Source organism: Streptomyces sp. 4F14, assembly GCF_048159485.1.
Lineage (GTDB): Bacteria > Actinomycetota > Actinomycetes > Streptomycetales > Streptomycetaceae > Streptomyces.
The window spans coordinates 1-15,357 of record NZ_JBLRVY010000012.1; the positions used below are offsets into that span (position 1 = coordinate 1).

Consider the following 15,357-nt stretch of genomic DNA (forward strand, 5'->3'; position numbering starts at 1 on the left):
CCCGGCCGTGTCACCGCGTCGATTATAGTTGGCTGCCGGCCAGTCAACGCAGGAGTTACAGGATGTCCCCGCGCAGCGCATCGGTCAATGAGGAATTGCGACGGCGTTCGCGGGAACGGCTGCTGCTGGCGGCCCTGGAGCTGGTCGGTGAGCGCGGGTACGACGCGACGACCCTCGGGGACATCGCGGACCGCGCGGGGTCGGCGCGGGGCCTGGTGTCGTACTACTTTCCCGGCAAGCGTCAGCTCGTGCAGTCGGCCGTGCACCGGCTCATGCACCGGACCTTGCAGGAGGCGCTGGAGAGCGAGCCGTGCGTCGAGGGGGGCACGGAGCGGATGGCGCGGGCGATCGACGCGGTGCTGGGGCTGGCCCGGGACCGTACCGTGCTGATGCGCCAGCACATGGCCGGGCTGCTGGACACGGACGGGTTCGTGCAGTGTCCCGAGCAGCGGCGGCTGGCGGAGCTGCTGCGCGACACGGTCGTCCGGCACGGCTCGCGGGATGTGGACGCCGACTATCCGCTGCTGCGCGTGCAGTTGATGGGCGCGGTCTACGGGATGGTGCTGCCGAACGTGCCGTTGGAGCTGGAGACGCTGCGAGCCGAGCTGTTCGGGCGGTACGGGCTGGAGTGGTGGCAGGGGTTCCCGCCGGGCGCCGAGACGCCCGGCGGGGTGCGTGACCTGGATCTGTCACGCTATTTCGAGACGGATCACCAGCCGAAATAGTCCGGCTGCGTCTGGGTGTTGAGCTGGCCGAGCCGGATCCACTTGGCCGGATCCGTGCGCCGGTCGTCGATCCTGAGGACGTCGAAGCCGTTGCTGATGTCGTTCGAGTAGATGTGGCCGTTGTAGTAGTACGCGGACCACGAACCGCCGCTGGTGAGGGTCGTGGCGCTGTCGGGGCCGCGCTCGAAGTAGGCGATCTCCCTGGGCCGGCTGGAGTCGGTGAACTCCCAGACGGAGATGCCGCCCTGGTACCACGCCTGGACCATGATGTCGCGGCCCTTGACCGGGATCAGCGAGCCGTTGTGGGCGACGCAGTTCTCGGTGGCGGCCTGGTGGCGGGGGATCTTGTAGTAGCTGCGGAAGACGAGTTTGCGGTGGTCGCCCTTGCCGACGATGTCGTAGATGCCGTCGGCGCCCCGGTCGGGGCCGATCTCCGCGTTGCAGGTGGCCGCGCCACCGCCGCCCAGCTCGTCGGTGAAAACAACCTTGTCGGCCTTCTGGTTGAAGGTCGCGGAGTGCCAGAAGGCGAAGTTGACGTTGTCCTGGACCTGGTCGATGACCTTCGGCCGTTCGGGGTCCTTGATGGACATCAGGATGCCGTCGCCCATGCAGGCGCCCGCCGCGAGGTCCAGCTCCGGCAGGACGGTGAGGTCGTGGCAGCCCGTGGTCTTGGCGACGCCGGGGTTGGTGGGTCCGCCGGGGTTGCCGCCGCCGTCGGGGCCCGCGCCGGGGAAGAGCACCGGGAAGTCGATCACGGCCGCCTTCTCGGGGGCGTGGCGGGGCACCTTGATGATGGAGATGCCGTCGTGCGGGGGCTGGCAGTCCGGGTAGGCGGCGTTCGGGGAGTACGAGGAGACGTAGAGGTAGATGTTCCTGCGCTCGGGCACCAGGGTGTGGGTGTGCGAGCCGCAGGCGGTCTCGACGGCGGCGACGTACTTCGGGTTGCGCTTGTCGCTGATGTCGAAGATCTTCATGCCCTCCCAGGACGACTTCTCGGTCGCCGGCTGGGAGGTGGAGTTGCAACTGGCGTCGCTGCGCGAGGAGTCGGTGGACAGGAACAGCAGGTTGCCCTCGACGGTGACGTCGTTCTGCGCGCCGGGGCAGAGCACCTGGGAGACGGTCCTCGGGGCCCTCGGGTTGCTGATGTCGAAGATGCGGAAGCCGTCGTAGTTCCCGGCGAACGCGTACCTGCCCTGGAAGGCGAGGTCGGAGTTCTTGTCGAGGAGCACGTCCTTGGGGACGTTCGCCAGATGCTTGATGTTGGCCGAGTGGACGATCTCGCCGACGCCGGGTATCTCTCCGGCGGCTATCGCCTCGGCGACGTCGGTCCGGTCGCTCTGGGACACCTTGCGCTCCGCGGCGGGCGAGTCCCCCGGGTCGGGGATCGCGAGCGCCGGGGCCGCGGTGAGCAGCGTGGCCAGCAGGCCGGTGACGCCGGCCAGAACTCCCAGTCGTCTGCGCCGCGTTCGGGGCTCCTTCAACAGGATCACTGCGTCCTCCCTCATCGCCGTTCCCGCGGGAACGGTGCACGGTCTCCCGCAGTATCGTCTTAGTCATGCCCACACCAATAGATGGCAACAAGCTCGTCACATAACTTTTCGATCGGCGGGGCACAGATCCGTGCTAGGACGTTCACAGCCGTTCCAACTCGCCTGTATCAGGAGGCCGTTGTGCGCTTTCGCCGCGCGTCCGTGATCACCGCCGCCGTGCTGGCGCTCGCCCTGGCCGGCTGCGACTCGGGGTCGGACGACGAGCCGAAGGCGGCGCGCAGCGGGGGTCCGACGGTGCTGGTCCCGGGGCTGCCGGGCGAGGCCAACCGGACGATGTCCGCCGAGGAGGCGGCCGGGCACCGGGCACAGGACGACTCGCCCAACACGGCGGACGTGACGTACGCGCAGATGATGATCGTGCATCACGCGCAGGCGCTGGAGATGACCGGACTCGCCCCGGGCCGCGCCGGGTCGGCGGCCGTCAAGGGGCTCGCGGAGCGGATCGCGGCCGCCCAGTCACCCGAGATCGAGGTGATGCGGGACTGGCTGAAAACACACGGCAAACCCCTTGAGGCGCAAGGGCATTCGGGTCACACGGCGATGCCGGGGATGGCGACGGCGGCCCAACTCGCCGAGCTGCGCGGCGAGAAGGGCAAGGCGTTCGACAAGCTCTTCCTCACCCTGATGATCGCCCACCACGAGGGGGCGATCACCATGGCGACGGACCTCAAGTCGCGGGGGAACAACATCCAGGCCGAGGAGATGGCGGACGACGTCGTCGCCCAGCAGGCGAGCGAGATCGCCCGGATGCGCGCGATGCTCCGGTGACCGGGGTCAACCGTCCCGCTCAACGCCTGACATGACGAGGTGTCAGGAAACCGGCGTCCCGCGCCTGCGCGATGAGCCGCAGGGAACGGCGCCTGCTGTGCCCGGTCGCGCCCATCACCGCGAGGACCGGGTCGGCGCCCTCCTCCTGGGCGGCCCGGTACTCCTGGGCGACGAGCCAGCGGCCCTCGGCGCCGCGCGGCCAGGAGGGGCGGGCGCGGCTCGGCCCGGGGTGCCCCGGCTCCCCGTCCTCGTCGCCCTCCTCGCCGCCGCACATCTCGAAGAGCGGGCCCTCGATCCAGTCGGCGAGGACGGTCAGGTCGATCAGGGACAGCGCGGGCTGGGCCCGGACGTCCTCGATGGACACGCCCCCGTCACGCACGACCGCCAGGACCTCGACCCACGCCCGGTCGGGGAAGGCGAGCCGGACGGTGTACCAGGCGGTCGCGCCGCCGCTCTCCCGCACTTCCCACGCGGGCCACACGGACACCTCGGCGTCCTCGGCGGGGCGATCAGAAAGATTAAGAAAAGATGCTTCTAGCACACACGCAACGTAACCGCATCATCACATTCCATACGAAAAGACACGCACACCGGCCCTGCCCGGCACCCTGACAGCGCAGCACGCCCGGTGTCATGCTGGAGGTCTCCCCGCGTGAGGAGTTGCGCGTGCTGCGAGTCGCCGTCGTCGGTTCCGGGCCGAGCGGGGTCTACACCGCCCAGTGCCTGGTGGAGCGCGATCCCGAGGTCCTCGTCGATGTCCTGGACCGGCTGCCGTGCCCGTACGGCCTGGTCCGCTACGGCGTCGCCCCCGACCACGAGAAGATCAAGTCCCTCCAGAACAACCTGCGGACGGTCCTGGAGCACGAACGGGTGCGTTTCCTCGGCGGCGTCGAGGTCGGCCCGTCCGGTGTGACGGTCGTACGACTGCGCCGTCTGTACGACGCGGTCGTGTACTGCGTCGGCGCGGCGACCGACCGGCGGCTCGGGATCGACGGGGAGGAGCTGCCGGGAAGCTGGTCGGCGACGGAGTTCGTGTCCTGGTACAGCGCGCACCCCGACACGGTCGCCGACGGCTTCCTGACCGGCGTCCGCTCGGCCGTGGTGATCGGGGTGGGGAACGTCGCGGTGGACGTGACGCGCATCCTGGCGCGCGGCGCCGCCGAGCTGAGCCCGACCGACATACCCCAGTCGGCGCTGCTCGCGCTGGCGGACAGCGGGGTGCGCGAGGTGCACATGGTGGGCCGGCGCGGCCCTTCGCAGGCCCGGTTCACGACGAAGGAGCTACGCGAGCTGGGGAGCCTGCACGGGGTCGACATGGCGCTGGACGAACGGGAGTTGGCGCTCGACCCCGGGTACGCGGACCCGTCCGGGCTGGCGCCGGCCCAGCGGCGGAACGTGGAGGCGCTGCGCGGGTGGGCCGCCCGCGGCGCGGGCGCGGCGGGCCGCCGTATCCGGCTGCGGTTCTTCCTGCGGCCGGTGGCGGTGTTGCCTGACGCGCGGGGGCGGGTGGGGGCCGTGCGGTTCGAGCGGACGCGGCCCGACGGGGGCGGGGGTGTGCGGGGGACGGGTGAGTTCGAGGAGATCCGGGCCGAGTTGGTGTTGCGGTCGGTGGGGTATCGCGGGGTGCCGCTGGCGGGGCTGCCGTTCGACGAGGCGCTCGGGACGGTGCCGCATACGGCCGGGCGGGTGCTGCGGGAGGGGGTCGTGTCGCCGGGTGAGTACGTGGCGGGGTGGATCAAGCGGGGGCCGACCGGGGTCATCGGGACGAACCGGCCGTGCGCGAAGGAGACGGTACTGTCGCTGCTCGCTGACCTGATGGAGGGTCAACTACCGGATCCCTTGCCGCTGTTGAGGGCCGGCGGGGTGGAGCCGGTCGGGTGGGAGGGGTGGCGGGCGATCGAGCGGGCGGAGGCCGCGTGGGGGGCGTCGCTCGGGCGGAGCGTGGTGAAGCTGCCGGACTGGGCGGCACTGCGGGCTGCGGTGGCCGGCGGCGCCTGATCCCGCCCGATCCACGGGATACAGAGCGGCAACACCCCGGAAATCAACAATCTGTTCAACCGTTTTACGGTCACGTGCTGCCACTTTCCGTCCCCTTCCGCTCAGGAGCGCACATGACCGTCCATCCCGTCGACGAGGTGCCGCCGATACGCCACCTCGCCGCCTTCGGCCTTCAGCACGTCCTCGCGATGTACGCGGGCGCGGTCGCCGTCCCGCTGATCGTGGGCGGCGCGATGAAGCTCTCGGCGGCCGACCTGGCGTATCTGATCACCGCCGACCTGCTGGTGTGCGGCATCGCGACCCTCATCCAGTGCGTGGGGTTCTGGCGCTTCGGGGTCCGGCTGCCGATCATGCAGGGCTGTACGTTCGCGGCGGTGTCGCCGATGGTGCTGATCGGTACGACGGGCGGTGGACTCCCCGCGATCTACGGCTCGGTGATCGTCGCGGGGCTCGCGATCGTGCTGCTGGCACCGGTGTTCGGGAAGCTGCTGCGGTTCTTCCCGCCGCTGGTGACGGGGACGGTGATCCTGGTCATCGGTCTGTCGCTGCTGCCGGTCGCGGGCAACTGGGCGGCGGGCGGGGTCGGTTCGGCGGACTTCGGGGCACCGAGGAACATCGGCCTCGCCGCGTTCGTCCTCGCGGTCGTCCTGGCCGTCCAGCGGTTCGGGCCGCCCTTCCTGAGCCGGGTCGCCGTGCTCGCGGGGATCGTCGTGGGGCTCGCGGTCGCCGTGCCGTTCGGGTTCACGGACTTCGGCGGGGTCGGCGACGCGGACTGGGTCGGGATCAGTACGCCGTTCCACTTCGGGGCGCCCGTCTTCGAGGCGTCGGCGATCATCTCGATGCTGGTCGTGGCCGTGGTGACGATGACCGAGACGACCGGTGACCTGATCGCGGTCGGCGAGCTCACCGGCCGCGAGGTGAAGGAGAGTTCGCTCGCGGACGGGCTGCGCGCGGACGGCCTGTCGACGGTGCTCGGCGGGGTCTTCAACACCTTCCCGTACACGGCGTACGCGCAGAACGTGGGGCTGGTCGGGATGACGCGGGTGCGCAGCCGGTGGGTCGTCGCGGCGGCGGGCGGCATGCTCGTCGTCCTCGGGCTGCTGCCGAAGCTCGGCGCGGTCGTCGCCGCCGTACCGGCGCCCGTGCTGGGCGGCGCGGGGCTCGCGATGTTCGGGACGGTCGCCGCGAGCGGGCTGCGTACGCTCGCCGGGGTCGACTTCCGCGACAACCACAACCTGACCGTCGTCGCCGTGTCGGTCGCGGTGGGTCTGCTGCCGGTCGGGGTGCCGACGGTCTACGCGAAGTTCCCCGACTGGTTCCAGACGGTCATGAACAGCGGCATCAGCGCGGGCTGCCTCACGGCGATCGTCCTCAACCTGCTCTTCAACCACCTTCCGGTGAAGGCGAGTTCACCGGCGGGCGAGACAAGTACCGAAGCCGGGGCACCGCACGGCACCCCGACCTCCTGACGGTACGTCAACTCTACGAGCAGGCCGTCCCGTTGAGGGCGAAGGCGCTCGGAGCCGCCGCGTTCCCGGTGTGGTTGGCCTGATAGCCGACGGTCACGGACGCGCCCGGCGCGAGCGCCGCGTTGTACGTCACGTTCGTGGCCGTCACCGCGCCGGAGGCGGGCGCGTACGTCGCTCCCCAGCCGTTGGTGATGGTCTGGCCGGCGGGCAGGGTGAAGGCGAGGCTCCAGCCGTTGATCGCGGTGGTGGCGGTGTTGGTGATGGTCACGGAGTTGGTCAGGCCGGTGTTCCAGGCGCTGACGCTGGACGTCACCTTGCAGGGCCCGGACGGCGGGTTGGGGTTGCCGGGGCCGGGGTCGGGGGTGAGCCCGAAGAAGGTCAGGACGCGGGCGCCCATGCCGGCGGCGTACACGTTGTGGCCGGTCTGGATGCTGATCGCCTCGACGGGGGCCTGGTTGCCGGTGGAGCCGTAGCGGGTGCGGGTCCAGCCGTTCGGCGAGTCACTGGCGGAGGGGGTCTGGGTCAGGCCGTGGACGTTGGTCCACTGCTTGATCTCCTCGCCGAAGTTGGGGTAGCGCAGGATGTCGTCCTGGGTTCCGTGCCACAGCTGCATACGCGGCCGGGGGCCGGTGTAGCCGGGGTAGGCGCCGCGCACGAGGTCGCCCCACGCCTGCGGGGTGCGGATGATCGTGCCGTTCGCGCAGTCGCTGTTCCACTCGGAGCCGTTCGTGGTGGCGAAGCAGGCGAAGGGGACGCCCGCGAAGGCGGCGCCGGCCGCGAAGACGTCGGGGTAGTCGCCGAGCAGGACGTTCGTCATCATCGCGCCGGACGACATGCCGGTGACGAAGATCTTGCTCATGTCCGCCGCGTAGTTGGTGACGGCCCAGTCGACCATCGACTTGATGCCGACGGGGTCGCTGCCGCCGCCGCGCTTGAGTGCCTGCGGGGAGGCGACGTCCCAACACTTGCTGGAGCGGGTCACCGACGGGTACACGACGACGAAGCCGTACTGGTCGGCGAGGGACTTGTACTCGCTGCCGTTGTACATGTCGGTCGCGGAGCCGCCGCACCAGTGCACGGCGACGATGACGGCCGGGCGGGCGCTGACGTTGGCGGGGGCGTACGCCCACATGCGCAGGTTGCTGGGGTTGGCGCCGAAGCCGGTGACCTCGGTGAAGGTCGCGGGCGGCACGGGCGCGGCGGAGGCGGACGGCGGGGCGAGGAACAGCGCCGCCAGCAGCACGGCGAGCGCCGACAGCACTGACAGCGCGGAGCGCGCCGAACGCGGCGCCGTACGCGGTGAGTTGAGGGTGGACACGGGGTCGGTCCCTTCTGGTCACGGCTCGGGGAGGGGAGGCGCCCGATTCGCATGGTGGCATGGGCACGCCACCCCATGGAAGCGCTCCCACGCTTCTTTCGGGACTTTCGGAGGTGGCCGGATCCGTTCTGCGCGAGGCGTTGACCAGAAAGCGCTTACCCTCTACGTTCCGTTCAGCGATGTGACCGAGCCGCTCCCCAGTTCCACCCAAAGGCCACATCGTGCTCAGGCAAGCGTTCAACATCACGTTTTTTGTTCAAGGACATGTACAGCCATGTCCTCGTGAAGGGACGCCCCCACATGCGTACGCATTCCCTGTCCCGCAAGACGGCGCTCGCCGCACTGGTCGCGGCGCTCACCGTCACCCTCCCCCACCCCGCCGGGGCGGCGGAGTCCTCGCCCGTCGGGTTCGGCGCCGGCACGACCGGCGGCGGCAGCGCTTCGGCGGTCACCGTCTCCACCCTGGCCGCGTTCAAGTCGGCGGTGACCGGCGGCACTTCGAAGGTCGTCCGGGTCAACGGCCTGATCACACTGAGCGGTCAGGTCGACATCGGGTCCAACACCACGGTCCTGGGCGTCGGTTCGTCGTCCGGGTTCACCGGGGGCGGGCTGCGGCTGAAGAACGTCACGAACGTCGTGGTCCGCAACCTGAACATCAGCAAGCCGGTGGCCCCAGCCGACGGCATCGAGGTGCAGCGCTCGACGAAGGTGTGGATCGACCACAACTCCTTCTCCGCCGACCGCGATCACGACAAGGACCACTACGACGGTCTGCTCGACATCAACCACGGGTCGGACTCCGTCACCGTCTCCTGGAACACCTTCAAGGACCACTTCAAGGGGTCGCTCGTCGGACACAGCGACAAGAACTCCTCCGAGGACACCGGGCACTTGAGGGTGACGTACCACCACAACCTGTTCAGCAACGTCTACTCGCGCATCCCCAGCCTGCGCTTCGGGACCGGGCACTTCTACGACAACCACGTCGTCGGCGCGGACACCGCCGTGCACTCGCGGATGGGCGCGCAGATGCTCGTCGAGAACAACGTCTTCCGGAACACGAAGATCGCGGTGACGACGAGTCAGAGCAGTGACGTCGACGGGTTCGCGAACCTGCGCGGCAACGACCTCGGGGGCGCCGCGACCGAGGTGTCACGGACCGGGTCGTTCACGGCGCCGCCGTACGGGTACACCGCCGAGCCGGCGTCGTCCGTGGTGGCGTCGGTGGCGGCCGGGGCCGGGGCCGGGAAGCTCTGACGGTTCACGGGCCTCGGGAAGGACGTGCCCTGTCCGGCGGGGCGCGTCACCCCTCCTCCACCAGTTCTCCTCCCCAACAGGAAGAAGGCATACGGGACATGACCTCCTTAGCGCGTGCCGCGGGCGGTGGGCTCGCCGCCCTCTCGCTCTCGTTTGGCATGATCATGACTAGCGGGGCGTCCCCCGTGCAGGCGGCGACCTGGCCGTCCGCCAACGGGAGCCAGGCCGTCACCGCGACCATCCCGGTCTCCGGCACCAAGGACTACGGGATGAAACGGCTCTACGGCAGCGGGGACCTCGGCACCGGCGGGCAGAACGAGGACCAGGACCCGATCCTCGAACTCGCCGCCGGGGCCGTCCTCAAGAACGTCATCATCGGCGCACCCGCCGCCGACGGCATCCACTGCAAGGGCGCCTGCACGCTCCAGAACGTCTGGTGGGAGGACGTCGGCGAGGACGCGGCCACCTTCCGCGGCTCGTCCTCCTCGAACGTCTACACCGTCTCCGGCGGCGGGGCGCGCTCCGCCAGCGACAAGGTGTTCCAGTTCAACGGCGCCGGCACGCTCAACGTGTCCAACTTCGCCGTCCAGAGCTTCGGCACCTTCGTGCGGTCCTGCGGCAACTGCTCGACGCAGTACAAGCGGACCATCAACCTCAACTCCATCGAGGCGACCTACTCCGGCGGCAAGCTCGTCGGCATCAACACCAACTACGGCGACAGCGCGACCCTGCGGGGCATCACGATCGTCGGCGACAGCGGCCGCAAGATCGTGCCCTGCCAGAAGTACATCGGCAACAACACGGGCAAGGAGCCGACGACCAACGGGTCCGGTCCGGACGGCTCGTACTGCAAGTACGCGACGTCGGACATCACGTACCGGTAGTTCCCCCCACGGGGCACCCGGCCGCACGCAACGCACCCGCACGGCGTTGCGCGCGGCCGGGGTTCGGTGTTTCCGGGGGACGGGGGGTGGGGTGGCGCGAGGAGGGCGGGAGGCGGAGGGGCCGGGGGGCTGTGAGGGGGTCGCGGCCCTGCCGACGCGAACTGCTGCACGTGCGCGTGCACACGCGAGGCGTCCGCCGGTCGCCGGTCGCCGGTCGCCGGTCGCCGGTCGCCGGTCGCCGGTCGCCGGTCGCCGGTCGCCGGTCGCCGGTCGCGCAGGGTACCGTCCGGGCCGGGAGTCCGCCGCGCTTCCGCCGGACCCCGCGTCATAGCCTCCCCGGGCACGAAGTCCTCATCTCAGGGACCGAGTTCACACCTCGCCATGCCGTCGCCCGAGCATCCGGCGACCACACCTCACCACCGGCATCCCCTCACCCCGGCCTCGTCGTCGCGTCCTCCTCCACGCACTCGGCAGCCTCAGCCCTGTCGCACCCCTTCGGCCTCCCGGCCTCGCCCCGCTCCTGTCGCGTCGCCGGCGTCCCGTGAATCCCCCGTCTCCTCGCCGAGTCGGCTCGCGAACTCCCGGCGGTACTCGGTGTATGCCGCCCGCAGGGCCTCGCCCGGCCAGCCCGGGGGCAGGAGGTCGGGCGGGAGGACGGGGTCGGAGAGGAGGTGGCGGACGACCGCGGTGAAGGCGGTGAAGCGGTCGGCGGGGGTCGTGGAGCGGTCGGTGTGCCGGAGGAGGGCCGTCCCGGTGGCCTTCCACTCCCGCAACGGCCAGAGGGTGGCCGCGAGTTCCCGGGGCGGTGCAGTCGGGTGTGTCGTGAAGTGGTGGGCGACTTCGTGGAGGCGGTCCGGCCAGGGGCGCAGGAGGGTCGCCGGGCGCAGCCACACACCCTCGCGGAGTTCGGCGAGGCGCAGGGCCGTGAGTTCGGCGCGGAGTTCGGCCCGTTCGGCAGCGGGGCGGCCTGTGGCGGTGATGACGGCCATCTCCCAGTCGCCGGTCCACGCGCGCGTGCGCGGGTGCAGCGCCGCGTCCTGGCGCCGGCGGCGTTCGAGGAGGCGGTCGCTGAGGCCGTACACCGCGTCCGTGCAGCGCAGGTCGCCGGCTGCGGTCATCCGGCTGAGGGCGGCGCGCAGGGTGGACCCGCCGATGCCGAACGGCTCGACGAGGGCGACCAGTTCCCGCACCGGCAGCTCGGGCGGCTGCGCGCCGAGCAGCAGGCTCAGGACGACCGACCGGGCGGACAGCGGCCGCAGCCCCGTCTCCACCGAAACCTCCCTGCGCATGGGCACGTACTCTACGGCGCACCCCTCCGTGTTGCACTATTGCGACAGCCGCAGCGAAGGCGCAACATGAATTCCATGTCATCGACCCCCGCGCCGTACGCCACCCACGACGTCACGAACCAGCCACCGCCCCTCGCCCCCTACGACGCCTCCGCCGACCCCGCCCTCCTGGAGGGCCTGCGCCGTGAGGGCGCGGGGTGGGCCGAGGCGGACCTCCGCGCGCTGGGCCGGCGCGCGGGGAGCGTTGAGGCGCAGGAGTGGGGCGACCTGGCCAACCGCCACGAACCGGTGCTGCGCACGCACGACCGCTACGGCCACCGTGTGGACGAGGTCGACTTCCACCCGAGTTGGCACGCCCTGATGGACGTCGCCGTCTCGGAGGGCCTCGCGGGCGCCGCGTGGGCGGACGACCGCCCCGGCGCGCACGTGGCCCGTACGGCGGGCGGCCTGGTGTGGAACCACACCGAGGCGGGCCACGGCTGCCCGGTGTCGATGACGTACGCCGCCGTCCCGGCCCTGCGCCATCAGCCGGACCTGGCGAAGGTGTACGAACCGCTGCTCACCGCGCGCGCGTACGAGCCGGGCCTGCGCGTCCCGGCGGAGAAGCGCGGCATCCTCGCGGGCATGGGCATGACCGAGAAGCAGGGCGGCTCGGACGTCCGCACGAACACGACGACGGCGACGCCGACCGCCGAGCCCGGCGTGTACGCCCTGCGCGGGCACAAGTGGTTCACGTCGGCCCCCATGTGCGACGTCTTCCTGGTGCTGGCGCAGGCCCCGGACGGGTTGTCCTGCTTCCTCGTCCCGCGCGTGCTGCCCGACGGCACCCGCAACCCGTTCCGCATCCAGCGCCTGAAGGACAAGCTCGGCAACCGCTCCAACGCGTCCTCCGAGCCCGAGTTCGACGGCACGCTCGGCTGGCTGGTCGGGCCCGAGGGGCAGGGCGTGAAGACCATCATCGACATGGTCAACTGCACGCGTCTGGACTGCGTGACGGCGACGGCGACCCTGATGCGCAAGACCCTCGTCGAGGCCGGGCACCACGTCCGCCACCGCTCCGCGTTCGGCGCGCGCCTGCTGGACCAGCCCCTCATGCGCAATGTCCTGGCCGACCTTGCCCTGGAGTCCGAGGCGGCGACGACCCTCACCCTGCGCCTGGCGGGCGCCGCCGACCGCGCCGCGCGCGGGGACGCCGGTGAACGCTCCTTCCGGCGCCTGGCGACCGCCGTCGGCAAGTACTGGGTCACCAAGCGGGGCCCCGCCTTCACCGCCGAGGCCCTGGAGTGCCTGGGCGGCAACGGGTACGTCGAGGACTCCGGCATGCCCCGCCACTACCGGGAGGCTCCCCTGCTGTCCATCTGGGAGGGCTCCGGCAACGTCAACGCGCTCGACGTCCTGCGCGCCCTGTCCCGTGACCCGGCCACCGCGCAGGCGTACGACGCGGAACTCGCCCTCACGCGCGGGGCGGACGCCCGCCTCGACGCGGCCCACGCGCGCGTACGGCGGCTGGTGGCGAGCGCCTCCGAGTCCCAGGCCCGCCGGGTCGTCGAGGCCATGGCCCTCACCCTCCAGGCGTCCCTGCTCGTCCGGCACGCGCCGCCGGCCGTCGCCGACGCCTTCTGCGCGAGCCGCCTCGACGGCGACTGGGGCCACTCCTTCGGCACCCTTCCCGACGCCGCCGACCTCACCGCGATCCTCGACCGGGCGCTCCCCGAGGGCCTCTGACGTCCGGTCACCCCCCGACTCCGCACCGTTGTCAGTGGCGTGGTGCACACTCGTGATCAGGTGGCGCTTCTGACACACCGTCCGGGGGAGGACCAGGTGTTCACGGGGATCGACGAGGTCGACTGGACCGCACTGCACCACGCGTACGGCACCGCCGGGGACGTCCCCGGATGGCTGCGGGCACTGGCTTCCGAGGAGCCCGGGGAGCGGGAGGCGGCGCTCGACGCGCTGTACGGGGCGGTGCATCCCGAGGGGAAGGTCTACGGCGCGACGCTGGCGGCCGTGCCGTTCCTGCTGGAGGTGGCCGCGCGGGAGGGGGTCGGGGATCGCTCGGGGGTGCTGGAGCTGCTGGTGAGCATCGGGAGCGAGGCGGGCTCGGGTCCGGAGGACGGCTCAGGCGGGGTGAGTGGTTCCGGCGGAGTGGACGGTCCCGGTGCGGGCGCCGTGCGCTCCGGGGCCGAGGTGTTCGTCGCGCTCACCCTCGACGCCGATCCCGCCGTCCGGCGTGCGGCCGTCGCCGGGGTGGTCCGGTTCGTGGACGACGCCTCGCGGGTGCTGCCGCTCCTGAGCCGTCGGCTCCTCTTCGAGCGGGACGACGACGCGCTGATCGCCGTCGCCGAGGCCGTCGGTCTCTTCGTCCGCCGGCATCCCGCGCACGCGGGCGAGGCGATCGCCCTCCTCACCACGCACCTCCCCTCGCCCAACCCGCCCGTCCTGCGCCTCGCGGTCCTGGGCCAGCTCGCCGCGCACGCGCCCGATCGGCTCCCGCCCGACCTGGCCGCCCTCACCGCGCGGCTCCTGCAGGAGCGCTCCTCGCACCCGCCGCGTGCGGGCGAGTGGCCCGGCGCGGAGCAGACGCTCACCGGGCGGCTGCGCCGGCTGAGGCCCTCGGACGAACAGGGCGCGCGGCTGCTGCGCACGCTCCACACCGCCCTCGCCGACGACGTCCCCACCCGGACCGCCCTCCTCCGCTCCCAACTCCGTCTCCCCTCCCCCACGGACCGCTGCAACGCGGTACTGCTCTCCGCCGGGCTGATCCGGGAGTGGCGCGGGGACCACTCCGGGCTCGTCTCGCTCATCGGGGAGCAACTGGCGGGCGAGGAGGGGCGGTTGCGGGACGTGGCCGTGTCCGTGCTCGGAGAGTTGTACGGGGTGGGGGCGCCTGCGGCGGACCGGTTGCACGCGCTGGTGGCGGGGCGGCCCGAGGGGTGGGTCGAGCGGTGGCGGCCGGGAGGCGGTGCGGGGGTGGGCAGGGGGCCGACGAGGACATCGGACAGCGCCACAGGGTGGAGCGAACCCTCCGGGCACCCGGAGCCGAGCGGGACGGGCGACCCCGCAGGTCCCGCCCAGGCGTCCCCGCCCGGCGGGCCGACAGTGCCTGGCAGGGAGGTGCCCGGGGCTGATGGATCGACGGTTCCCGGGAGAGCAGGCCCGGTAGGGCCGAGGGTGTCCTCAGGCGGCGGGTTCGGCGGAGCCGTCGTGCTCGGTGGGCCCCTGCTCGCGTTGGCCCGCTGCGGGGACGGGCGCGCTGTGGCCGCGTTGGGCGAGGTACTGGGCGAGGGGGAGTTGCCGCGGCATGCCGCTTCCGTGGTGCCGTGCCTGGGGGCGGCCGCGGCTCCCCTCGCGCCCGCGCTGCGGTGGCATCTGGCCGTCGTGCCGCTGGGCCGGCCGGAGTCGGGGGAGGCTGTCCGGGCGCTGCTGGGCGCGGTCGGGGGGCTTCGGGACGGGGATGCCGTACCGCAGGTTCTGCGGGTGCTGGAGAGCGGGGTGGCGGGGCTCGCCGAGGCCGCGTTCGGGGCGCTGGAGGCGATGGGGGGTGCCGCGCGGGAGGCGCTGCCGGTGGTGCGGGGCGCGCTGGACGGCGTACATCAGGGGGCTGCGGCGGCGGCCCTCTGGGCGATCGAGCCGGACGTCTCCTTCGTCCTGCCGGTCCTCCTCGCCGAGGCCGAGGCGGCCCATGACGACCCCGGCCACCGGGCCCTCACCGCCGGGCGCCTCGCCCGCCTGGGCCCCGCGGCCCACCCCGCACTGCCCGCGCTGCGGCGTCTCCTGACCGACTCGGCCGACTCGTGGGAGCGGGTCTCGGCGGGATGCGCGATCACAGCCATCACCGGCGAGATCGAGCGCGAGGTGGGCACGGTCCTGCGGTCGGCCTGGCACGCGCGCCCGCTCACCCGCGTACGCATCGCGACGACCTTGACGAACCTCGCCCCGGAGGTCACCGCGCCTCTCCTGGACCTGCCGGCAACGGAGTTGACGCACCGGCGCCGGCACCTCGGCAGGGCGCACGGACAGGGCATCGTCCTGGACGAGACCTTGCTGAGCCTGTGCCGGGAACTGACGGCCCGCGCCTGAACCCCGGCGCCGGTCCCCA

12 protein-coding genes are annotated in these 15,357 nt (G+C 71.9%); 8 read left to right on the forward strand and 4 right to left on the reverse strand.

What is annotated here, in order from left to right; genetic code table 11:
• Window positions 1-62 precede the first annotated feature (62 nt).
• A complete protein-coding gene (locus tag ACLZOT_RS21770; protein WP_416970666.1) occupies window positions 63-725 on the forward strand; it encodes a TetR/AcrR family transcriptional regulator in 663 nt (220 codons plus the stop codon).
• On the opposite strand, the gene ACLZOT_RS21775 is transcribed toward ACLZOT_RS21770, so the two are convergent.
• Entirely contained in the window at window positions 710-2,215 is a 1,506-nt protein-coding gene (locus ACLZOT_RS21775; protein ID WP_416970873.1) for an LVIVD repeat-containing protein, read from the reverse strand. The genes ACLZOT_RS21770 and ACLZOT_RS21775 overlap by 16 nt on opposite strands.
• Window positions 2,216-2,395: 180 nt before the next feature.
• On the opposite strand from ACLZOT_RS21775, the gene ACLZOT_RS21780 reads away from it, so the two are divergent.
• Window positions 2,396-3,043 carry a DUF305 domain-containing protein gene (locus ACLZOT_RS21780; protein ID WP_416970667.1) on the forward strand — a complete coding sequence of 216 codons (648 nt, stop codon included), beginning with the start codon at window positions 2,396-2,398 and terminating at the stop codon, window positions 3,041-3,043.
• Between the two features lie 19 nt (window positions 3,044-3,062).
• On the opposite strand, the gene ACLZOT_RS21785 is transcribed toward ACLZOT_RS21780, so the two are convergent.
• A complete protein-coding gene (locus ACLZOT_RS21785) occupies window positions 3,063-3,530 on the reverse strand; it encodes a DUF6214 family protein (protein WP_416970668.1) in 468 nt (155 codons plus the stop codon).
• 179 nt (window positions 3,531-3,709) lie between these two features.
• Between ACLZOT_RS21785 and ACLZOT_RS21790 the strand changes: the two genes are divergently transcribed.
• Window positions 3,710-5,041 (forward strand): FAD-dependent oxidoreductase, encoded by a 1,332-nt coding sequence (locus ACLZOT_RS21790; protein ID WP_416970874.1) that lies wholly within the window; start codon window positions 3,710-3,712, stop codon window positions 5,039-5,041.
• 113 nt (window positions 5,042-5,154) lie between these two features.
• On the forward strand, window positions 5,155-6,510 hold the full coding sequence (locus ACLZOT_RS21795; protein ID WP_416970669.1) for a nucleobase:cation symporter-2 family protein: 1,356 nt from the start codon (window positions 5,155-5,157) through the stop codon (window positions 6,508-6,510).
• Window positions 6,511-6,523: 13 nt separating this feature from the next.
• Here the strand turns inward: ACLZOT_RS21795 and ACLZOT_RS21800 are convergent, their stop codons facing one another.
• Complete coding sequence (locus ACLZOT_RS21800; protein WP_416970670.1) at window positions 6,524-7,828, reverse strand: PHB depolymerase family esterase; 1,305 nt, start codon at window positions 7,826-7,828, stop codon at window positions 6,524-6,526.
• 300 nt (window positions 7,829-8,128) lie between these two features.
• Here ACLZOT_RS21800 and ACLZOT_RS21805 point away from each other — a divergent pair, with 300 nt between their 5' ends.
• Window positions 8,129-9,085 (forward strand): pectate lyase family protein, encoded by a 957-nt coding sequence (locus ACLZOT_RS21805; protein ID WP_416970671.1) that lies wholly within the window; start codon window positions 8,129-8,131, stop codon window positions 9,083-9,085.
• 98 nt (window positions 9,086-9,183) lie between these two features.
• Window positions 9,184-9,969: a pectate lyase gene (locus ACLZOT_RS21810; protein WP_416970672.1), complete on the forward strand. Its 786-nt coding sequence runs from the start codon at window positions 9,184-9,186 to the stop codon at window positions 9,967-9,969.
• Between the two features lie 476 nt (window positions 9,970-10,445).
• Here the strand turns inward: ACLZOT_RS21810 and ACLZOT_RS21815 are convergent, their stop codons facing one another.
• Window positions 10,446-11,258: a PaaX family transcriptional regulator C-terminal domain-containing protein gene (locus tag ACLZOT_RS21815; protein WP_416970673.1), complete on the reverse strand. Its 813-nt coding sequence runs from the start codon at window positions 11,256-11,258 to the stop codon at window positions 10,446-10,448.
• A gap of 75 nt (window positions 11,259-11,333) precedes the next feature.
• On the opposite strand from ACLZOT_RS21815, the gene ACLZOT_RS21820 reads away from it, so the two are divergent.
• Window positions 11,334-12,983 carry an acyl-CoA dehydrogenase family protein gene (locus ACLZOT_RS21820; RefSeq protein WP_416970674.1) on the forward strand — a complete coding sequence of 550 codons (1,650 nt, stop codon included), beginning with the start codon at window positions 11,334-11,336 and terminating at the stop codon, window positions 12,981-12,983.
• A 60-nt stretch (window positions 12,984-13,043) separates the two neighbouring features.
• Window positions 13,044-15,338: a HEAT repeat domain-containing protein gene (locus tag ACLZOT_RS21825; protein WP_416970675.1), complete on the forward strand. Its 2,295-nt coding sequence runs from the start codon at window positions 13,044-13,046 to the stop codon at window positions 15,336-15,338.
• The last annotated feature ends 19 nt before the right edge of the window (window positions 15,339-15,357 follow it).

Bases quoted from the DNA above. Each gene is read 5' to 3' on its own strand.
- ACLZOT_RS21815 (WP_416970673.1), bottom strand. From the start codon at position 11,258: ATGCGCAGGGAGGTTTCGGTGGAGACGGGGCTGCGGCCGCTGTCCGCC.
- ACLZOT_RS21820 (WP_416970674.1), top strand. From the start codon at position 11,334: ATGTCATCGACCCCCGCGCCGTACGCCACCCACGACGTCACGAACCAG.
- ACLZOT_RS21810 (WP_416970672.1), top strand. From the start codon at position 9,184: ATGACCTCCTTAGCGCGTGCCGCGGGCGGTGGGCTCGCCGCCCTCTCG.
- ACLZOT_RS21795 (WP_416970669.1), top strand. From the start codon at position 5,155: ATGACCGTCCATCCCGTCGACGAGGTGCCGCCGATACGCCACCTCGCC.
- ACLZOT_RS21770 (WP_416970666.1), top strand. From the start codon at position 63: ATGTCCCCGCGCAGCGCATCGGTCAATGAGGAATTGCGACGGCGTTCG.
- ACLZOT_RS21805 (WP_416970671.1), top strand. From the start codon at position 8,129: ATGCGTACGCATTCCCTGTCCCGCAAGACGGCGCTCGCCGCACTGGTC.